Source organism: Geodermatophilus obscurus DSM 43160, from assembly GCF_000025345.1.
GTDB classification, from domain to species: Bacteria; Actinomycetota; Actinomycetes; order Mycobacteriales; family Geodermatophilaceae; genus Geodermatophilus; species Geodermatophilus obscurus.
Genome location: NC_013757.1, coordinates 4,505,941 through 4,525,259 on the forward strand (window position 1 = coordinate 4,505,941; position 19,319 = coordinate 4,525,259).

Below are 19,319 nucleotides of genomic sequence, written 5' to 3' on the forward strand. Positions count from 1 at the left end.
GCCGAGGCTTCGGCGGGGCTCGTGCCGTCACCCACGATACGCGAGCCGACCCCGTCCTACTCGCAGCCGACCCCGTCACCGTCGCCGTCGAAGGCGTCGCTCCACCCCGGCTCACCGCGCCTGATTGGCGCCGCACCGGCCGCCCGCACCGCCTCGCAGTCGGCGTAGGTGGTGCCCGCCGGCGCCGGCCGGGTCGCCGACGCCTCCGTCGCCGGGTCGCCGGGCAGCGGTTCCGCGGGGCAACCGGCGAGCACGGTGGCGGTGGCGTTGCGCTCGGCCCGGGTGGCCCACAGCCCGTAGCCGGTCTTCACCGCGACCTGCCGGGCGACGTAGGCGCACCGGTAGGCGGTGTTCGGCGGCAGCCAGGTCGCGGCGTCGCCGTCCCCCTTCTGCATGTTGAGCGGCCCGTCGACGGCGAGCAGGTTGAGCGGGTCGTTGGCGAAGGTCGTGCGCCGGTCGGCGTCCCAGCCCTGGGCGCCCTTCTGCCAGGCGTCCGACAGCGCGACGACGTGGTCGATCTGCACGTCGTCGCTGGTCTCCTCGCCGCGGCGGAACTCGATGGTGCGCCCGGAGTAGGGGTCCTCGAGGGTGCCGGAGACGACGACGCAGTCGCTGCCGGACCGGAACCGCTCGCCGGTCAGGTCGCGGGCCAGCACGTCGTTGCGGGTGTCGCAGCCGTTGCGGTCGGTGTCGACCCAGCCGTCGCCGAACCGGTCGCGCTCGTACCCCGTGCGCGGCGCCCGGCCACGCACCTCGACGTCGGCGAGGGCGGCCAGCGCGGAGCCCGGCGGCGCGGCGGCGATCGCCTGGTCGGCGGCGGCGTCGTCCAGGACGCCGGTCAGCGGACCGCCGGCCGGCTCCCCGCCGCCGGGCGGCAGCACGCAGCCGGTCAGCAGGACCAGGACGGTCCCGCCGAGGAGGGCGCCGCGGCGCACCCTGGACGGCGTTGCGGTGGTGCGGGGGGTCACGGGACTCCTCCGACGCGCGGACGGGCGGTCTCGACGCTAGGCCGCCGACCGGGCACCGCCGGGACGCCACGCCCGGGTCAGTCCCCGGCGGTGGTCCCGGGCTCCAGCACGCGGACGACGACCTGCTCGTTGTTCGACGTGTACGCCGCATAGGCCACCCGGGCCCCGGTGCGCCCGAGGTGCTCTCGCCAGGCCCGGTACTCGTGCTGCTCCCAGCCCGGGAAGTTGAAGAACTCGTCGAAGACCACCACCGACCCGGGGACCAGCCGGGGTCCGACGTGCTCGAGGACGGTCACCGCCGAGGAGTAGAGGTCTCCGTCGACGTGCAGCAGGTGCACCGGGCCCGGGTGCGCGGCGAGGAAGCCGGGGAGGGTGTCCTGGAACCAGCCCACGACGAGTTCGGCGCCGGCGACGTCGGGCAACCCGTCCGTGGCGAAGGCGCCGGCCCGCACGTGGGGGCGGTAGTCCTCGGGCAGCCCCTGGAAGGAGTCGAAGCCGTACACGTCGTGGCGACCACGTCCCTCGGCGATGACCTCCAGCGAGCTCCCTCGGAAGACGCCGAACTCCAACGCCAGGCCGCCGGGCGGGGCGATCTCGACGGCGTACCGCAGGGTGCTCACCGGGTCGTGGAAGGCGAGAGCGGTCGACATCTCGCGGGCCGCGAACCGAGCCGAGGCGACGGCCGCGTCCCGCTCCCCCGCCGCGAGGAGGTCCCGCCGCTCCCGGAACTCGACCTCGTGCACCGCCCGGATCACCCGGTCGGCCTCCGCGCGCAGGGCCGCCTCCACCCGGTCGGCCTCCGCGCGCACGGCCGCCTCCACCCGGCGGGCGAACCGGGCCTCGACCGGCGCCACCGCCGTCCGGACCAGCCAGCGCCGCACCGCGGCCGGCAGCAGGCCGGGTCGCATCCGTAGCCCCCCGGACACGCGCACCCCTCCCCAGCCGCGGCTCCGGGGTGCTCCGCCGCCAGGTCTCCACGGCTGCCCGCACCCGTCCACCGGCGTCGCGGCGGCCACGGCGAGCAGTCCGGTGCCCACCCCGGGCAGCCGGTACACCACCACCCGGGTGCACGTCTCCGCCGCCGAGGGCGGGTGCACGTCCCCGCCGCCGAGGAGCGGGAGCGGACGGCGCTCAGCGCAGGTTCATCGGTGGTCGCACACCAGCGACATGACGACGCCGGGGTCACCGGCCTCCTCCAACGCGGTACCGACGGTCTCGACGCTGGGCGTCCGGCCGGGGGCGGCGGCTCTGCCACGCCCGGGCCCGGGCGTGGCCGAGCCGCACGGACGCGGTTCCGAACCGGTGGCGGCGTCGTGGGATCGCCGTACGCTGCCCTCGACCGGTCCGGCTGTGATCCGGACCACACCGACCCGGACGGAGATATGGCTTCGGCACAGGAGCCCGCGCGGCACCCGGTGGCTGCCCACGAGACGGCCGTCATCGAGGATGCGGCGCAGATCGGTGCGGGCACCCGGATCTGGCACCACGCCCACGTCCGCGCCGGCGCAGTGATCGGAGCAGGCTGCGTCCTCGGCAAGAACGTCTTCGTGGACTCGGGTGCCGTGGTCGGCGACCGGTGCAAGATCCAGAACAACGTCTCCATCTACAACGGGGTCAGGCTGGGGTCGGAGGTCTTCGTCGGCCCGAGCGCCGTGTTCACCAACGACCTGCGGCCCCGCGCATCGGCCGGCCAGTGGTCGGTCACCCCCACCCTCGTGCACGACGGCGCCTCCATAGGCGCCAACGCGACCATCGTCTGCGGCACCGTGCTCGGCCGCTGGGCGATGGTCGCCGCGGGTTCGGTGGTGACCCGGGACGTCGAGCCGCACCAGCTGGTCGTCGGCAACCCCGCCCGCCCCGCCGGATGGGTGTGCGAGTGCGGCGAGGTGGTCAGCCGTGCCGCGGAGCCCCCCGGCGACCTCCGGTGCACCGATCACCGCGACGGGACGGCGGAGCACCGAGCGGCGCAGGTGTGAACGAGCCGATCCCGATCTCCGCCGTCGCCATCGGCCCGGACGAGGAGGCGCTCGTCCTCGAGGTCCTGCGCTCAGGACGGCTGACCCAGGGGCCGAAGGTCGAGCAGCTCGAACAACGGTTCGCCGCCGCGCACGACGTCGGGCAGGCCGTCGCCGTCAACAGCGGCACCACCGCGCTGGTCGCGGCGCTCCAGGCGCTGGGGGTCGGACCGGGTGACGAGGTGATCACCTCGCCGTTCACCTTCGTGGCGACGCTGAACGCCATCCTCGAGTCGGGAGCGACCGCACGCTTCGCCGACGTCACGGAGGACTTCTGCCTCGACGTCGAGTGCGCGCGGGCACTGGTCGGCGAGCGGACCCGGGTCGTCCTGCCGGTGCACCTCTATGGGCTGCCGGCGGACATGCCCCGGTTCGACGAGCTCGCCCGGGAGCGGGGACTGTCGATCGTGGAGGACGCCGCCCAGGCGCACGGTGCACGGGTCGGCGGACGCTCCGTCGGGTCCTTCGGCGTCGGGTGCTTCTCGTTCTACGCGACCAAGAACGTCATGTGCGGTGAGGGCGGGATGATCACGACCGCGGACGCGGACGTCGCCGACCAGCTCCGTCTGCTCCGCAACCACGGCATGCGGGTGCCGTACCGGTACGAGGTGCCCGGCCACAACTACCGGCTCACCGATCTCCAGGCGGCGATCGCCCTCCCCCAGCTCGACCGGCTCCAGGCGATCAACGACGCCCGGCGCGCCCACGCGGCCCACCTGTCGGAGGGGCTGCGTTCCGTGCCCGGTCTGCGCCTCCCCTCCGTGCCGGCCGGACGCGAGCACGTCTTCCACCAGTACACGGTGCGGGTCACCGCAGACGCGGCAGTGGACCGGGACGGTGTCGTGGCCGGGCTGGCGGAGCGAGGCATCCGGGCCGGCGTCTACTACCCGAGGCTGGTCCACGACCACCCCAGTCACCGAGACCACCCGCGGGTCGTCGTCGACGAGACGCCCGTCGCGGCGCAGGTGACGGCCGAGGTCGTGTCCCTCCCGGTCCACCCCCGGCTGAGCCGGACCGAACTCGACCGGATCATCGAGGCGGTCACCGAGGTGCTCCGGTGACCCGGGTGGCCGTCGTCGGCGCGGGGCTCATGGGGACCAACCACGCCCGGATCCTGCGTCGCCTGCCCGAGGCGGAGTGCACGCTGGTCGTCGACCAGGACGGCCGGCGCGGCCGGGCGCTCGCCGCCTCCGTGGGCGCGGGGTACAGCGCCGATCCCGGAGCGGTCGCCCAGCACGCCGAGGCCGCCGTCGTCGCCGTTCCCAGCGAGGTGCACGCCGAGGTCGGCGTCCCCCTGCTCCAGGCCGGCGTGGACCTGCTGGTCGAGAAGCCCGTCGCCACGACGGTCGAGGACGCGGATGCCCTCATCCAGGCGGCGTGCGAGAACGACCGGATCCTGATGGTGGGCCACGTCGAGCGCTTCAACCCCGTGGTGCTCCAGCTCGACGGCCTGGTCGAGGACCTCCTGCACCTCGAGGTGACCCGCATGGGCCCGTTCTCCCCGCGGGTCACGGCCGACGTCGTCCTCGACCTCATGATCCACGACCTCGAGCTCGCCCTCGCGCTGGCCGGCTCCGACGTCGAGCGGGTCGAGGGGATCGGTCGCCGGGAGCGGACCGACTCCCTCGACCTCGCGACCGCCCTGCTCCAGTTCAGGAACGGGGTGACGGCGACCGTCACGGCCAGTCGGGTCGGGCAGAGCAAGATCCGCCGCATCGAGCTGACCCAGCGCGCCAACTTCGTCGTCCTGGACCTGGTGCGCCAGGACCTCACGATCCACCGGGTCGACCGCGACGAGTTCCTCACCGAGGGGGGCGCGCGCTACCGGCAGAGCGGGCACATCGAGATCCCCTTCCTCGAGCACCATGGCGAGCCACTGGCGCTCGAGCTAGAGCACTTCCTCGAGTGCGTCGCCCATCGACAGGTCCCCCGGGTCACCGGCGTCCAGGGTCGACGGGCCCTCGAGCTGGCCCTGGCCGTGCAGAGGTCGGCAAGTCCGCGCTACCACTGAGCCGGCGCCCGTGCGGGGCGCTCATGGCGTGCCGGCGCCGGATCGCCAGCAGCCCCACGGCCATCTGCCAGACGTCCCGCACGGCGATGCGGCTGCGATGGTCGCGGTGCTGCGGGGAGAGCCGCACCGGCACCTCCAGCGGCCGCACGCCCGAGCGTTCGGCGACGTGGCACAGCTCCGTCGTCACCAGGTAGCCGGGCTCGACGAGCCGAGGAGCGATCTCGCGCGCCCAGTCGCCGGCCAGCACGAACGTGCCCTGCGGGTCGAGCGTCCGCATCCCCAGGACCACGCGTCGCAGCACCCGGAAGCCCGAGCTGAGGACCCGCCGCAGGAGCCCCCGGTCGACGTCGGAGTCCGGATGCCCCTTGGACCCGATGACCACCGGGTGGGCGGTGGGGTCCACGCCCTCGGCGGCGTCCAGGTCGTCGAACCCGAACGGCAGGTCGTCCGCCGTCAGGACCACCCGTTCCCCGCGGCTGGCGGCGATGCCGGCGCGGTAGGCGTTGCCCATCCCCTTGGCCGACCGGAGGAGCCGCAGGGGTACCCCGGGGTGGGCCCAGGTCTGCGCGATCCCCAGGAGCAGGGCAGGGGTGCCGTCGGTCGAACCGTTCTCGACGACGATCACCTCGGCGTCCCGGTCGGCCAGTCGGCTCGCCAGCGCGCGGAGCGTGGGCTCGATGGCCAGCGTGCTGTTGTGCGCCGGGACGACGTAGGTGAGGGCGCGCCTCGCGGCGGCCTGAGCCGATCCACTCACCGGCGTGGGTGCCGACTCGTCCATGCCCGCTGGCTCCCGTCCCGCCCCACTCGTCCCGTGCCAGCTCAGGGGGCGGATCCGCTCTCGGAGGGTAACGTCACAGCACCGCGCGCCCGCGCCGACCGTGAACGACGAGGGATGACCACGGATCCCGGGCACCACGGAGGAGAGGCCTCTCGGTGAGCACCGCTGCGGGGAGGTCGACCGGCCCGCCGACCGCCGACCGCCGCCGGAACCGGGTTCCCGAGGCCGTGGTCGTCGTCGGCGTCGGGCTCGCGGTCGCCGCCATGACGGCGATCCCGTTCCTGCAGCGGCACACGTTCTACTACCGCGGGGACAACCCCGAGTCCTTCGTCCCGCTGTGGCACCACTTCGGCGAGCGACTGCGCAGCGGGCAGTGGTCCCCGATGGACCCCGCCGGCTGGAGCGGCGGCAACTACGCCGCCGAGGCGGCCTATGCGCTGTGGAACCCGGTCCAGCTGCTGGACTACGTGCTCGTCTCGCTGTTCGACGACCTGGCCGCGGCCGCCGCCGTCGTGCAGATACAGTTCCTGACCCTGCTGGGCATGGGCGCTTACCTCCTGTTCCGCGAGTACGGGGCCTGCCGGGTGGCCGCGGTGGTCGTCGCCCTGGGCGTCCCCGTCATGGGGTTCACCCTGTTCTACGAGGCGTCCGGCTGGCCGGCAGGGCTCATGGCGTTCACCTGGGTGACCTGGTTCTGGTGGGCGGCCCACCGTCAGTCCCGCGGCCACCTCCTGCCGGTCGTGCCGTTCGTCCTCGGCGCCCTCGGCATGACGACCGGCAACCCGTACGCAGCACTCGGGATGGTCGTCGTGCTCGCCGGCATCGCCGTCGAGCTCCTCGCGCGCCGGGACCACCGCCGGCTGGTGGGACTCGTGCTGACCGGGGCCTGTGTGGGGGCCACCGCGGCCCTCGTCTTCCTGCCGCTGGTGGGGACGCTGCCGGTGACCGAGCGCCAGCAGATCGCGATGCTGGCCAACGACACGTTCCTCGTCCCCCAGCTGGGTGACGTCGCCGCCTCGAGCGCCCCCACCTACGTCCCCGCGATCCTCAACTGGGGTGGCGCACTCATCGAGCGCCTGCCCTCGACCTACTTCCTCTGGTTCGCCCTCCCGCTGCTGCCGTGGGTGCGGTGGCACGGGTGGCGGCGCCCCGACCGTCCGGTGACCAGCGTGGTGGTCGCCGCCGCCGTGTTCGGGGTACTTGCCCTCGGGCCGTCCAACCTCTGGCTCTTCCGCTGGCCGATCCGGCTGATCGAGTACTTCTACCTCGCGCTCGCCGTCGTCCTCGCGCTCCTCCTGTCGAAGGGGTTCGCGATGGACCGGATCCGCGCGCGGACGCTGGCGACGGTCGCGGTCGTGGCCGTGGGCGGCCACCTCTCCTTCGCCGTCCGGCCCGACCTCGCCCTGGTGCACGTCGTCGCCGCGCTCGTCGTCCTCGCGCTCGTCCTCCTGGCCGTGGCCGCGTTCCACCGGCGCGGGCCGGTCCTCTCCGCCGCGGTCCTGGTCGTGGGCACCGTCCTGGTCGTCACCTACCAGACCGGTCAGCTGCCGCTGCCTCCGCCCGAGCAACCCGACGCAGCGGACGCAGCCGACGCGGCCACCCCTTTGCCCCCGCCGGTCACGATCGCCGAGGTGCGGGAGCGCACGTCCTCCTACCAGGGCACGGTGCTGCAGCTGGCCTCTGAGGCGTCGTCGGTGACGGTCCCGGCGCGGCCGGCCGGTGACCTGCTGTTCGGCAACGAGACCCTCATGTCCGGGCACGAGTCGATCGTGCGGTACAGCGGCATGGGCTTCGCAGAGTTCGTCGACGCCCTGTGCATGGACTACCGGGGACAGGTGTGCCCGGAGGCCCTCGACCGCGCCCTGCGACCGGCCGGCGCCACGGGCGTGCCCCTAGTCGACCTGTTGCGCGTGCAGACCCTGGTGATCGATGCCCGGCTCTTCCCCGGCCCCGCCGCCGGGCCGCCGCCGGACGGGTGGTCGGTCGCGGCCCGCGACGACCTGCGGACCGTCTGGGTCCGGGAGCCGGTCGTCGGGTACGACAGCCGGCTGTCCTGGGTGTCGCCGGGCGTCGAGGTCCTGTCCGACCGCAGCTCACCCGCCCACGAGTCGGTGTCCGTCCGCGCCGCCACCGCGGGGCGCCTGGTGTTCGCCCGGCTCGCCTGGCCGGGCCACACCGCGACGCTCGACGGGGAGCCGGTCACCGTGCAGGACGGTCCCGCCGGCCTGCTCACCGTCGACGTGCCGGCCGGCCGGCACCACCTGGAGATCACCTTCCGCTCACCCGGCCTGTCGGTGGGTGCTGCGGCTCTCGCCGTCGCGGCTCTCGTCAGCCTCGCCCAGTCGGCCGGCTGGCTCATCGCCCGGAGGCGGCGGCGGGGACGGCGCGGTACGGCACGCCGCTCCGCCGACCGCACGGACGTGCCGGCGAGGGCCGCGCAGGGACCGGACGGGCACGGGGACGCCGTCCCGGCGGGTGCGTCGCGGCGGTGATGCACCGGTGAGGAGCGGGCGGTCGCCCGGCACCACGCCGGGCGGGGACACGGACGGCGGCCCGGGCGCCGACGAGGTCGCCGAGTCGGCCGCCCGGGCCATCGGAGACGTCCCGTCCGGCAGCCGGAGGTCGGGCCTGCTGGCCTGGATGCGGAGGCTCACGGTCCTCGCCGTCGTGGCGGTGGCCGCCGGCCAGGTGGTCCGGCACTGGCCCGCGGTGTCCGCCACGGTGCACTCACTGCCGTGGGGGCACGTGCTCATCTCGCTGGTGGTGATGACGGCGGGGGTGCTGCTCGGGCCGCTCGTCTGGCGCGCCACCCTCGCCGCGATGGGCACGCGTGTACGGGTCCCGGAGGCCGCGACCATCTACCTCGTCGGCCAGCTCGGCAAGTACGTGCCCGGTTCGGTGGTGGCCGTCCTGCTGCAGATGGAGCTGGCCCGGTCGGTCGGGATCTCCCGGGCCCGCGCTCTGACCGCCTCGCTGCTGACTGCGGGAGTCGCCGTCGTCACCTCACTGCTCGCCGGTCTGCTCGCCGTCCCGGCGCTGGCCGGCAGTCGACCGGTCCTGCTGTGGCTGTTCGCCCTGCTGCCTGTCGGGCTCGCTCTGCTGCACCCCACAGCGCTGACGTACTTCGTCGACCGGGTGCTGGGGCTGCTGCGCCAGCACCCTCTCCCGCAACGCCTCGTCGGCGGGGCGATCGCCCGGGCGAGCGCCCTGAGCCTGCTGGGCTACCTGCTGTACGGCGTCCACCTGTTCGTGCTGGTCGCGACACTTCCCGCCGCCGGTTCGACGGACCCGGCGCTGCTGCTCGTCCTGTGCGTGGGGACCATGGGGGTGGCGATGACCGCCGGCCTCGTCGCCTTCGTGCTGCCCTCGGGCATCGGGGCCCGGGAGGTCGTCGTCGTGGCGGCACTGGCCGCGGTCCTGCCCTACGGGCAGGCCCTGGCCCTGGCCGTCGTGTCTCGCGTGCTGTTCACCGTCGTCGAGCTGGTCTCCGCCGGCGCGGCCACGCTCGCTGCCCGGGTCGCGACCCGGCACAGAGCACCCGCCTGACCGCTCTGGAGTGGTCAGCGCAGGTTCGTCGTGCTCCGGTAGATCAGCGCGGGACCGCGGGCGGCGACCGGCTCCCCGGCCGGGACGAACGCCGACTGCCCCTTCTCCAGGACCAGCTCGCCGTCCGCCGCCGCCAGCACCGCCCGGCCCTCGGTGCACAGCAGCACCTGCGGCCCGGAGGTGGTCAGCGTCCCGGTCCCGTCGTCGAGCTGCACCCGGGTGAGGTCGAAGTCCTCGACCGGCACGGGGTAGCGCAGCCCGCCCGGCCCGAGCACCGGGTGGATGACCGGGATCCGGCCGTCGGTGAAGTCGAGCACCTCGATCAACGCCGCCAGGTCGACGTGCTTGCGGGTCAGTCCACCGCGCAGCACGTTGTCCGAACTGGCCATGACCTCGACCCCTGCGCCGCTCAGGTAGGCGTGCAGGTTGCCGGCCGGCAGGAACACAGCCTCGCCGGGTGCCAGCTTGAGGTGGTTGCACATCAACGAGATGACGACGCCGGGGTCACCCGGGTAGGCAGCGGCGAGCGTCGCCGCCCAGCGGTAGGTGTTGATGAACTCCGGGTCGTGGGCGGCCACGAAGGAGGCCGCCTTGCCCGCGACGGCCTCGACCAGGGAGGTCCGGCGCCGGCCGGACAGCGCGATCAGCTGCGGGATGGCCGCCCGCAGCCCACCGCGGGCCAGCGCCGCGATCGTCGGCTTGAGCTCGGGCAGCTGCAGCTTGGCCAGGCAGTGCAGCGACTCCTCGACCGGCCGGAAGCCGCACAGTGCCTCGAAGGTGGTCACCGCCAGCAGCAGCTCGGGCTTGTGCCACGGGTCCTTGAACGTCCGCGTCGGGTCGTCCCTCGGGATGCCGGCGGCCTCCTCGGCGGCGTAGCCGGCCGCCGCCTGCTCCATCGTCGGGTGCGCCTGCAGCGACAGCGGCCGGTCGGCGGCCAGCACCTTCATGAGGAACGGCAGCCGCGGACCGAAGCGCGTCACGACCGGCGCGCCGAGCAGCCGGTCGGGCTCCTGGGCGATGGCCCGGTCCAGCGGACGGCCGTCGGCCAGCAGGCTGGGCTCGTCCGGGTGCGCCCCTATCCAGAGCTCGGCGTGCGGCTGTTGTGCCGGACTGGGCTGTCCGAGCAGTTCGGGGATGACCGTCCGGCTCCCCCACGGGTAGAAGCGGACGGCGCTGTTGAGGGACCACATCAGCCGGGAGGCTACTGGCCGTTCCGCCCCCGCAGGCATGGCGCGGGCCACAACCGCGGCGGCGGTCCCCCGATCGGGTCAGCCCGCCGTCCGCACGGGGCCGGCCTGCTCGCGGGCGGCGCGCACCGTCCAGGCCGAGCAGCCTGGTCGCGAACACGGCAGCAGCCGGAGAGGGTCGCCGCTCATCCGGAGGCGGACCTCTCGGCGTCCAGGGCCAGGGCCAGGTAGACGGCGGTGAAGTCGGCCACCGCCAGCTGCCGGGCCAGGCGGGGCAGCCGCCCGTAGCGCTCCGGGTCCCCGTGCTCGGCCAGTGCACTGACCGGGACGTTGGCCACTGCTGCGCTGCGCAGCGCCTCGGACAGCGCCTCGCGGGCCGACCGGGGCTCACGCTCGCCCGCGCCGTCGTGCTCGCCGGCGTCGGCGTCGCGGACCGTGAGCAGCCGCAGCCGGCGGCCGGTGTCCTCGGCGCGGTCGCGGAAGAAGTCGTCCTCGCCGCCCTCGGGCGCCAGCGGGCCGCGCAGCACCGCGCAGGCGGCGACCCGCTGGTCCGGCATTCGGAAGGTGGTGACCGGCAGGCCGGCCAGCGTGGCGAGCTGGTCGGCGATGCGGGTGGCGGCGGTGCCGGCCAGCGGCCCCTCGGCGGCGATCACCGGCAGCGCGTCGAGCAGCTCCAGGGCCAGCGTCTTGGCCGGGTTGACGAAGGACTCCCGGGCCGGCCCGCACTCCGCGGCGACCTCGTCGAGCGCCGCGGCGACCGCCTCCAGGTCGGCCGCGCTCTCGGACACCAGGTCCAGGCCGACGGCCAGCTGCACCATCGGGGTGAGCAACGACCAGAGCGTCGTGTGCCGCACCCGCGAGCGCGGCAGCGGGACGTAGGGCGCGCGGGCGGTGGAGCAGGCCGCACGCAGCGGGGCGTCCTCGGCGCCGATGCCCAGCAGCGTCACGCCGCGCCGGGCCGCCTCGTAGGCCGGGGTGACGGCGTAGCGGCCGGCGCCGGTGCGGGTGGCGACGACGGCGATGTCGCTGGGGCCGGTCCACACCGGCAGGTCGGGCCCGGGGACGACGTCCACCGTGACCGGGCTGGTCGGGCCGAGCAGCGCCCGCAGCACCTGCGCGGCCACCGCCCCCTCGCGGCGGGCCACGATGACCAGCCCGCGCGGGCGGCCGCCGGTGGTGACCCGCTCGAGGCCGGCCTCCTCGGTCAGCCGCGAGGTCTCCCGGACCTGCGCGCCGGCGCCGGCCACCGCCGGCAGCAGGCCGCGCGGGTCCCGGGCGCGCAGCACGTCGAGGTCGTCGAGGACCTCCTCGGCCAGCTCCGGCGGCGTCATGCCGCCCCCGTGCCCCGCCGCCGCGCCTCGTCCAGCAGCAGCACGGGGATGCCGTCGCGCACCGGGAACGCCCGGTCGCAGGTGCTGCAGACCAGCTCGCTCGCCGCCTCGTCCACCACCAGCGGGCTGTGGTGGGTGTCGGGGCAGGCCAGGATCGCCAGCAGCGCGGGGTCCAGCCCCAGCGGGCCGGCCGGGTCGGTGGGGGAACTCGTGGTCATGCGCGCACCATCTCCAGCACTCGGTCCCGCAGTCGGGTCATCCGCGCCTCGTCCGGCGCCTCGACGTTGAGCCGCAGCAGCGGTTCGGTGTTGCTGGCCCGCAGGTTGAACCACGAGCCGTCCGGCAGGTCCACGGTCAGCCCGTCGAGCTCGTCGACGGTGACGCCGTCCTGCTCCTCGAACGTCTCCCGCACGGCCCGCGTGCGGCCCGCGGCGTCGGCGACGGTCGAGTTGATCTCGCCCGAGGCGGCGTAGCGGCTGTAGCCGGCGGTCAGCTCCGACAGCGGCCGGCTCTGCTCCCCCAGCGCCGCCAGCACGTGCATGGCGGCGAGCATGCCCGTGTCGGCCCGCCAGAAGTCGCGGAAGTAGTAGTGCGCGGAGTGCTCCCCGCCGAAGACGGCGTCGGTGCGCGCCATCTCGGCCTTGATGAAGGAGTGCCCGACGCGGGTGCGCACCGGCTCCCCGCCGTGCTCGCGGACGATCTCCGGCACCGCGCGCGAGGTGATGAGGTTGTGGATGACCGTCGTCCCCCGGCCCTTGGCCAGCTCGCGGACGGCGACCAGCGCGGTGACCGCCGAGGGGCTGACCGCCTCCCCGCGCTCGTCGACGACGAAGACCCGGTCGGCGTCCCCGTCGAAGGCCAGCCCGATGTCGGCGCCGGTGCGGCGCACCTCGGCCTGCAGGTCGACCAGGTTGGCCGGGTCCAGCGGGTTGGCCTCGTGGTTGGGGAAGGAGCCGTCGAGCTCGAAGTACAGCGGCAGGACCTCCAGCGGGAGGCCGGCGAGCACCACCGGGACGGTGTGCCCGCCCATGCCGTTGCCGGCGTCGACGACGACCCGCAGCGGCCGGATGGCCGAGAGGTCGACCAGCGAGCGCAGGTGCGCGGCGTACTCGGCGAGCAGGTCCCGCTGGTTGATCGACGCGGTCCGATCGGGGACCCGGTCGTAGGAGTCGCGCTCGGCCCACTCGCGGAGGGTGGCCAGGCCCGACTCCTGCCCGACCGGGGTGGCGCCGGCGCGGCAGAGCTTGATGCCGTTGTACTGCGCGGGGTTGTGGCTGGCGGTGAACATCGCGCCGGGGACGCCGAGGGAGCCGGAGGCGAAGTAGAGCAGGTCGGTGGACCCGAGCCCGGCCTCGACGACGTCGACGCCGCGGGACAGGACGCCCTCGGCGAAGGCCCGCGACAGGGGCACCGAGGAGTCGCGCATGTCGTGCGCGGTCACCACCGCGGTCGCGCCGCTCTCCTGCCAGACGAGCTCGGCGAACGCCGCGCCGATCCGGCGGGCGATCCCCTCGTCCCACTCGTCGGGGACGACGCCGCGGACGTCGTAGGCCTTGATGATCACGGACAGGTTGCGCACGCGGGCGACACTATAAGGACCCCGCTGCCCCCCATCGCTCGCATGCTCGCGGCGGGACCCTGCAGCGGGGCCGTGGCGTGGGAGGACGGGGTCCTCCTTCAGGTGATGTCGGGCAGGACCCGCAGGTGGCCTCGGCGGGTGCCGCTGCCGTCGTCGGCGGGGTTGCGCGGGGGCTCGGGCCGGGCGGCCTCGCGGACGGCGTCGGCCAGGGCCAGCAGGTCGTCCCCGGTCGGACCGGAGTCCTCGACGTCGATCTCGTGCCGGACGACCTCCCAGCCGCGCGGCACGGTGAGCCGCCCGGCGTGGAACTCGCAGAGGTCGTAGCTGTGCGGCTCGGAGAACGTCGCCAACGGGCCGACGACAGCGGTCGACTCCGCGTACACGTAGGTCAAGGTCGCTGCCGCCGGTTGCGCGCAGCCGCTGCGCGAGCAGCGACGTGACTGCCTCACCACCGGTTCCTCACGCACCGCACAGTAGACGCGTACCCCGGTGGTTGGCATCAGGCGCACCGGGTTTCGGCGCCCCCGCGGAGCAGCAGTCCCATCCTGCACGACGGCCCCGTGCACCCCGTCGCGCGCCCGCTGCGGCCCGTGCCCGACCCCGCACCGGGCGCGCCCCCGATCGCCCCGGCCGTACGCTCGCACCCGTCATGAGCCGACCCGCCCGATCCCGCCGCGACCGGCACGGCCGGGGGCTGCGCGGCCGCCTGGTACCCGACGGCGTCCCGCTGGCCCGCAGTCGCGCCGCGCAGTTCGACGACCTGGTCCTCGACGCGGTCGAGGACCTCGAGCGGCGGTGGGAGAAGGAGCTCGCCGGCGTCGAGTTCGCCGTCGAGGACGTGCCCTGGGTGGAGCACACGAGCCCCGACGAGGTGGTGCTCGACGCCGACGTGCTCGACGACGGCAGCGTGCCGCTGGCCCGCGTGCTGCCCGCGCACCGGGACGGCACCCGGGAGGTGCCGCCGCGGATCGTCGTCTACCGCCGGCCGCTGGAGCTGCGCGCGCACGACCGCGACGACCTCGCCGACCTGGTCCGCGACGTCGTCGTCGACCAGGTCGCCGTCCTGCTGGGGCGCGACCCGGAGGAGATCGACCCCACCGGCTGAAGGACCCCCTGCTCCCACTCCTCGCGACGTCGGGGCGGTGCCCCGGAGGGGGCCGGGACGCTGCAGGGGGCCTGCGATGCTCTGTCGCGATGGACTCCTCCGCGCCGGCCGCCGTCCCCTGGGTCGTGCTGGTCCTGGCGCTGGTGGCGCTGGCCGGCCTGGCCGCGGTGGTGCTGACCCGGCCGCGGAGCCCGTCCCCTCCCCGCTCCGGGCGGGACCCGGCGGCTCCCGCCCGGCCCGCGTCGCGCTGGCCGGACGACGACCTCCCACGCTTCCTCGAGAGCCCGCCCGGCACGCCCGGCGACCTCCTCGCGCCGGTCGCCGCACCCGTGGCGGACGCCGGCGACGAGCCTGCCGGCACGCCGGACGGCACCCGCCGCGTACTGGCCGGCATGGCGGCCGCGGGGCTGGTCCTCGTGGCCGCGCTGTCCGGCGTGGCGGTGGCGACGCGCGATGGTGGCGACCCGCCGGGGACCCCCGCTCCCAGCGCGGTGGCGCCGTCCCCGCGGGCGGGCACGACCCCGGCGCCGGCCACCTCCCCGGCACTGCCCGCCGTGCCGGTGGACCCGCTGCCGGGCGAAGGCGGCGCGGGGGTGCTCGCCGCCCGGTCGGTGCCGCTGGGCGGGGACGGCGTGGTGGCACGACTGGCGTTCGGCAGCATCGTCGTCGAGCGGCAGGCCGTGGGGACGACGGTGGGTTACCCCTCGGTGAGCGTGACCGCGGCCGGGGACGGCCGGACGGCGCTGGCGCACCTGCGGCTGCCGACCTGGAACTGCCTGACCCCCGAGCCGCCCGCCGACCCCGCCGCCGCGGGCTGCGTGCGGTCGCGGACCGAGCACGCCGACCTGCCCTCCCCCGCCCTCACCGTGACGAGGGACGGCCGCGACCTCCGGCTGACCGGCCGCTTCCCCACCTACACGCGGCCGATCGGCACCGCGCCGGCCTACACCGGCCGGGGGTACGACCTGACGGTCACCGTCTCCCCGGCCGGGCCGGTCCGGAACGGCGCGGCAGCCGCCGAGGGCACGTTGTTCCTCGGCACCGACCGCGCCGCCAGCGTCGAGGAACCGGGGCTCAACGCCGTCCGGTACGCCGGCTGAGCAGGGCCGCCGGCCCGCCGCCGCGCAGGGTCAGCGAGACCAGCGGCGCGCCCATCTCGGTGCGCAGGCCGGCGTCCGGGGTGCCCCACCACGGCCGCCGGTCGCCGCCGTCGACCAGGGTCAGCAGGCCGGCTCGCAGCCGGTCGCCGTCGGCCACCGTGGCCAGCTCGACCTGACCGATCGCGGCGTGCAGCCGGGTGGCCACCCGCAACGCGGTGCGGGCCCGACGGTCGGGCTCCGCGGCCAGCAGCGCGGGCAGCCGGCGCTCGACCTCGGCGGGGTCCCGGGTGCGGCGCACCGGGCCGGCCTCGTCGAGGGTGTCGACGAGGCGCGCGCTGCGGGCGTTGGCGAACGCCGCCTCGGGCCGCAGCCGGCCGATCGCGCGCAGCGTGGGGTCGCCGAGGGGCAGGCCGGCCAGCCGCAGCCTCCAGGGCCGGCGCACCCGGTCGAGCATGTCCAGCACGCCGGCCGCCAGCCGCTCGGCAGCGGCGTCGTCCCGGGCCGGCAGTCGGGCCGGGGCCGCACCGCCGGGCACCGGCAGGCCGTCGCCGAGCAGCGTCACGGTGAGCCGCGGGCCGTCGCGCAGGACCAGGGTCGCGAGCGCCCGCGGGGCCTCCGTGCCGCCGGGCGGGTCGACCACGACGGCGACCGGTCGGGGACCGGCGACGCGGCCGGCGTCGAGGGCCAGCGCGGCGGTCAGCCAGGGAGCGCGGGCGGTCACCGGGGCGTGCAGCGCCGCGAGCAGCGGGCCGGCCGCGCGGAGCTCCCGCGCCACGCCGGTCCGGCCGGTCACGATGCGCACACCTGGGGTCGCCACGTCCCGAACAACACCACAGCCGCCGACGGGGTCCGTCGGCGGCTGTGGGGACAGCTCTGAGCTGGTGTCAGTGAAGGACCCCCTGCCCCCCACCGCTCGCGAGCTCGCGGCGGGACCCTGCAAGGGGCCGGGCCCGGGACGAGGCCCCTCAAGCGTCGCGCGGAGAGGACGGGGGCGTCCCTCAGACGGCGCGGCGGCGCAGCCGGCGGCGCTCACGCTCGGAGAGCCCGCCCCAGATGCCGAAGCGCTCGTCGTTGGCCAGCGCGTACTCGAGGCACTCGGCCTTGACCTCGCAGCCGGTGCAGATCTTCTTGGCCTCGCGGGTGGAGCCGCCCTTCTCCGGGAAGAACGCCTCGGGGTCGGTCTCGGCGCAGAGGGCGCGCTCCTGCCAGGACTGGGCCTCGGCCTCCAGACCCAGGCTCCACAGACCCACGAAGCCCTGCTCGTGGCCCGCCGGGCCGCGGTCGGCGTTCCGCTCCGACGCGCTGACGTAGTCGCTCAACCACGAGACCTCTGCCATGACGATGCGTCCCCTCTCGCTGCCGTCCCGATGTGCGTTCCACGGGACGTTCCCGGGCCGCTCGGCACTCGTTGACACCGCCGGAATTACACGCGTGTCGTTGTGGGGGCGTCAACTCCGCCCGGTGTAAGCGCCGCGTCACACCGGCCCCAGCAGTCACGGGGTGTTCGTCACTTCTCGCTGCACACCTCGACACGCCCGGCGAACAGTGGACAAGTGCCCATCGGGCACGATGACTTTCGTGCACATCGTCGTCCTCGCCGGCGGGGTCGGCGGGGCCCGGTTCCTGGCCGGACTCCGCGCGGCCGCCCCCGGTGCGCGGCTCACCGCCGTGGTCAACACCGGGGACGACGTGACGATGCACGGGCTGCGCATCTGCCCGGACCTCGACACCGTCATGTACACCCTCGGCGGCGGCATCGACACCGAGCGCGGGTGGGGCCGGGCCGGGGAGAGCTGGACGGTCAAGGAGGAACTGGCCGCCTACGGCGCCGAGCCGACCTGGTTCGGCCTGGGCGACCGCGACCTGGCCACCCACCTGGTGCGCACCCGGATGCTCGACGCCGGCTACCCGCTGTCCCAGGTGACCGCGGCGCTCGCCGACCGCTGGCAGCCCGGCGTGGAGCTGCTGCCGATGAGCGACCAGCGGGTGGAGACCCACGTGGTGGTGGCCGACCCGGAGACCGGGCGGCAGCAGGCGGTGCACTTCCAGGAGTGGTGGGTGCGGCACCGCGCCGAGTCCGAGGCCCGCGCCTTCGTGCAGGTGGGGGTGGACGCCGCGAAGCCGGCCCCCGGGGTGGCGGAGGCGTTCGCCGGCGCGGACGCGGTGCTCCTGGCGCCGTCGAACCCGGTCGTGTCCGTCGGCACGATCCTGGGCGTCCCCGGACTGCGGCAGGCGCTGCTGGCCACCCCGGGCCGGGTCGTGGGCCTCTCCCCGATCGTCTCGGGCGCGGTGGTGCGCGGGATGGCCGACCGCTGCCTGCCGGTCCTCGGCGTCGAGGTCAGCGCCGAGGGGGTCGGGCGGCACTACGGCGCCCGCTCCGCCGGCGGGCTGCTCGACGCCTGGCTGGTGCACACCGGCGACTCGGCCGACGTCCCCGGTGTCGACGTCCGCGCCGTCCCGCTGCTCATGTCCTCCCCCGAGGCGACCGCGGCGATGGCGCGGGCCGCGCTGGACGCCGCTGGTGTCTGAAGAAGGACCCTCCTGCCCCCCACCACGGCCCCGTCCCGAGGCTCGCCCCGAGCGTGCGAGGGGTGAGGAGGACGGGGTCCTTCCGCCTGCAGGGGGGCCACCCCCCGCGGTCCCGGGTGGGATCTCGATCCACCCGGTCGCCGGCCTGCCGGAGTTCTCCCCCGGCGACGACCTCGCCGCGGCGGTCGCCGGCGCCGCGCCCTGGTTGGCCGACGGCGACGTCGTCGTCGTCACCTCCAAGGTGGTGTCCAAGGTCGAGGGCCGACTGGTACCCGTCGCGCCCGGCGAGGACCGGGAGGCCGTGCGGCAGCGGGCGATCGACGCGCAGACGGTGCGCGTGGTCGCCCGGCGCGGCCCGCTGAAGATCGTCGAGACGCCGCAGGGCTGGGTGGTCGCGGCGGCCGGGATCGACGCCTCCAACGTGTCCGGCGACGCGCTGGTGCTGCTGCCGGAGGACGCCGACGCGTCGGCCCGGGCCCTGCGCGACCGGCTGCGCGAGATGCTCGGCGTCGAGGTCGCGGTCATCGTCAGTGACACCTTCGGCCGCACCTGGCGGGACGGGCTGACCGACGTCGCCGTCGGCTCGGCGGGCATCCCCGCGCTGGTCGACCACCGCGGTGCCGTCGACGCCCACGGCAACCGGCTGGAGACCACCCAGGTCGCCCTGGTTGACGAGCTGGCGGCCGCCGCGGACCTGGTGAAGGGCAAGCTGGCCGGCATCCCGGTGGCCGTCGTCCGCGGGCTGCCGTTCGACCCGCCGGACGAGGACGCCGGCACCCGGCCGCTGGTCCGGCTCGGTCCCGGCGACCTGTTCCCCTACGGCAGCCGTGACCTGGTGGCCACGCGCGTGCCCGGCGCGGACCTGGTCCCCCGCGACGGCGAGCTGGACGCCGTCGCCGCCGCCTTCCGGGTGGCGACCGCGGCCCTGCCGGAGTTCCCGGTCGTCCTCCGCTACGGCGGCGAGGGCGACGGCGTGGTCGACGTGCACCTGCCGGAGCGGGCCACCACGACCGCCGCGCTCAACCTCGGGGCGCTGGTCGGTGCGGTGGTGATCCAGCTGCACGCCGAGGGCTGGACGACCCGCTGGGAGCCGGTGGGCACCCCCGGCGGGAGCTCACTCGTCGGGAGGTTGTGGCTCGGTTCGCCCGCGTCCTGAGCTCCGCCGCGCCG

Annotated in this window: 19 protein-coding genes; 9 read left to right on the forward strand and 10 right to left on the reverse strand. The window is 75.4% G+C overall.

Annotated elements, in window-relative coordinates:
• Positions 1 to 56: 56 nt before the first annotated feature.
• Together GOBS_RS20955 and GOBS_RS20960 are read right to left on the reverse strand one after the other, a co-directional pair.
• Positions 57 to 968: a GmrSD restriction endonuclease domain-containing protein gene (locus tag GOBS_RS20955; protein WP_012950274.1), complete on the reverse strand. Its 912-nt coding sequence runs from the start codon at positions 966 to 968 to the stop codon at positions 57 to 59.
• Between the two features lie 77 nt (positions 969 to 1,045).
• Positions 1,046 to 1,876, reverse strand: a complete 831-nt coding sequence (locus GOBS_RS20960) for a class I SAM-dependent methyltransferase (protein WP_081448948.1) — start codon at positions 1,874 to 1,876, stop codon at positions 1,046 to 1,048.
• Positions 1,877 to 2,350: 474 nt separating this feature from the next.
• Between GOBS_RS20960 and GOBS_RS20965 the strand changes: the two genes are divergently transcribed.
• Genes GOBS_RS20965 through GOBS_RS20975 form a run of 3 tightly spaced genes read left to right on the forward strand, consistent with a single transcriptional unit; the run spans position 2,351 to position 4,994 of the window.
• On the forward strand, positions 2,351 to 2,944 hold the full coding sequence (locus GOBS_RS20965; protein ID WP_012950276.1) for an acyltransferase: 594 nt from the start codon (positions 2,351 to 2,353) through the stop codon (positions 2,942 to 2,944).
• Positions 2,941 to 4,044, forward strand: coding sequence for a DegT/DnrJ/EryC1/StrS family aminotransferase (locus GOBS_RS20970; RefSeq protein WP_012950277.1), 1,104 nt, complete (start codon positions 2,941 to 2,943; stop codon positions 4,042 to 4,044). Before GOBS_RS20965 ends, GOBS_RS20970 begins: the two co-directional genes overlap by 4 nt.
• Positions 4,041 to 4,994 (forward strand): Gfo/Idh/MocA family protein, encoded by a 954-nt coding sequence (locus tag GOBS_RS20975; RefSeq protein ID WP_012950278.1) that lies wholly within the window; start codon positions 4,041 to 4,043, stop codon positions 4,992 to 4,994. Before GOBS_RS20970 ends, GOBS_RS20975 begins: the two co-directional genes overlap by 4 nt.
• Here the strand turns inward: GOBS_RS20975 and GOBS_RS20980 are convergent.
• Complete coding sequence (locus GOBS_RS20980; RefSeq protein WP_012950279.1) at positions 4,918 to 5,772, reverse strand: glycosyltransferase; 855 nt, start codon at positions 5,770 to 5,772, stop codon at positions 4,918 to 4,920. The two genes, GOBS_RS20975 and GOBS_RS20980, sit on opposite strands and share 77 nt — an antisense overlap.
• Before the next feature lie 155 nt (positions 5,773 to 5,927).
• On the opposite strand from GOBS_RS20980, the gene GOBS_RS27775 reads away from it, so the two are divergent.
• Positions 5,928 to 8,264 carry a hypothetical protein gene (locus tag GOBS_RS27775; protein WP_012950280.1) on the forward strand — a complete coding sequence of 779 codons (2,337 nt, stop codon included), beginning with the start codon at positions 5,928 to 5,930 and terminating at the stop codon, positions 8,262 to 8,264.
• Positions 8,265 to 8,271: 7 nt separating this feature from the next.
• Positions 8,272 to 9,318 carry a lysylphosphatidylglycerol synthase domain-containing protein gene (locus tag GOBS_RS27780; protein ID WP_012950281.1) on the forward strand — a complete coding sequence of 349 codons (1,047 nt, stop codon included), beginning with the start codon at positions 8,272 to 8,274 and terminating at the stop codon, positions 9,316 to 9,318.
• A gap of 14 nt (positions 9,319 to 9,332) precedes the next feature.
• Here GOBS_RS27780 and manA read toward each other — a convergent pair whose 3' ends face one another.
• From manA to GOBS_RS21015, 5 genes are all read right to left on the reverse strand, one after another.
• Entirely contained in the window at positions 9,333 to 10,508 is a 1,176-nt protein-coding gene (gene manA, locus GOBS_RS20995; RefSeq protein WP_012950282.1) for a mannose-6-phosphate isomerase, class I, read from the reverse strand.
• Between the two features lie 182 nt (positions 10,509 to 10,690).
• On the reverse strand, positions 10,691 to 11,836 hold the full coding sequence (locus tag GOBS_RS21000) for an SIS domain-containing protein (protein ID WP_012950283.1): 1,146 nt from the start codon (positions 11,834 to 11,836) through the stop codon (positions 10,691 to 10,693).
• The gene (locus GOBS_RS21005; RefSeq protein ID WP_012950284.1) at positions 11,833 to 12,054 is read right to left on the reverse strand and encodes a Trm112 family protein; all 222 of its coding nucleotides are present in this window, start codon (positions 12,052 to 12,054) and stop codon (positions 11,833 to 11,835) included. The genes GOBS_RS21000 and GOBS_RS21005 overlap by 4 nt, the downstream gene beginning before the upstream one ends.
• The gene (locus GOBS_RS21010; protein WP_012950285.1) at positions 12,051 to 13,415 is read right to left on the reverse strand and encodes a phosphomannomutase/phosphoglucomutase; all 1,365 of its coding nucleotides are present in this window, start codon (positions 13,413 to 13,415) and stop codon (positions 12,051 to 12,053) included. Before GOBS_RS21010 ends, GOBS_RS21005 begins: the two co-directional genes overlap by 4 nt.
• 98 nt (positions 13,416 to 13,513) lie before the next feature.
• Positions 13,514 to 13,915 carry a DUF3499 domain-containing protein gene (locus GOBS_RS21015; RefSeq protein ID WP_279432624.1) on the reverse strand — a complete coding sequence of 134 codons (402 nt, stop codon included), beginning with the start codon at positions 13,913 to 13,915 and terminating at the stop codon, positions 13,514 to 13,516.
• Between the two features lie 149 nt (positions 13,916 to 14,064).
• On the opposite strand from GOBS_RS21015, the gene GOBS_RS21020 reads away from it, so the two are divergent.
• Both GOBS_RS21020 and GOBS_RS21025 read left to right on the forward strand, forming a co-directional pair.
• Complete coding sequence (locus GOBS_RS21020; RefSeq protein ID WP_012950287.1) at positions 14,065 to 14,520, forward strand: metallopeptidase family protein; 456 nt, start codon at positions 14,065 to 14,067, stop codon at positions 14,518 to 14,520.
• An 89-nt stretch (positions 14,521 to 14,609) separates the two neighbouring features.
• The gene (locus GOBS_RS21025; protein WP_012950288.1) at positions 14,610 to 15,620 is read left to right on the forward strand and encodes a hypothetical protein; all 1,011 of its coding nucleotides are present in this window, start codon (positions 14,610 to 14,612) and stop codon (positions 15,618 to 15,620) included.
• Here GOBS_RS21025 and GOBS_RS21030 read toward each other — a convergent pair.
• Together GOBS_RS21030 and GOBS_RS21035 are read right to left on the reverse strand one after the other, a co-directional pair.
• The gene (locus GOBS_RS21030; protein WP_012950289.1) at positions 15,595 to 16,413 is read right to left on the reverse strand and encodes a hypothetical protein; all 819 of its coding nucleotides are present in this window, start codon (positions 16,411 to 16,413) and stop codon (positions 15,595 to 15,597) included. The two genes, GOBS_RS21025 and GOBS_RS21030, sit on opposite strands and share 26 nt — an antisense overlap.
• Before the next feature lie 205 nt (positions 16,414 to 16,618).
• On the reverse strand, positions 16,619 to 16,957 hold the full coding sequence (locus GOBS_RS21035; RefSeq protein WP_012950290.1) for a WhiB family transcriptional regulator: 339 nt from the start codon (positions 16,955 to 16,957) through the stop codon (positions 16,619 to 16,621).
• Between the two features lie 232 nt (positions 16,958 to 17,189).
• Here GOBS_RS21035 and cofD point away from each other — a divergent pair, with 232 nt between their 5' ends.
• Together cofD and GOBS_RS21045 are read left to right on the forward strand one after the other, a co-directional pair.
• Positions 17,190 to 18,149 (forward strand): 2-phospho-L-lactate transferase, encoded by a 960-nt coding sequence (gene cofD, locus GOBS_RS21040; RefSeq protein ID WP_012950291.1) that lies wholly within the window; start codon positions 17,190 to 17,192, stop codon positions 18,147 to 18,149.
• On the forward strand, positions 18,142 to 19,305 hold the full coding sequence (locus tag GOBS_RS21045) for a coenzyme F420-0:L-glutamate ligase (protein ID WP_012950292.1): 1,164 nt from the start codon (positions 18,142 to 18,144) through the stop codon (positions 19,303 to 19,305). The genes cofD and GOBS_RS21045 overlap by 8 nt, the downstream gene beginning before the upstream one ends.
• Positions 19,306 to 19,319: the final 14 nt, after the last annotated feature.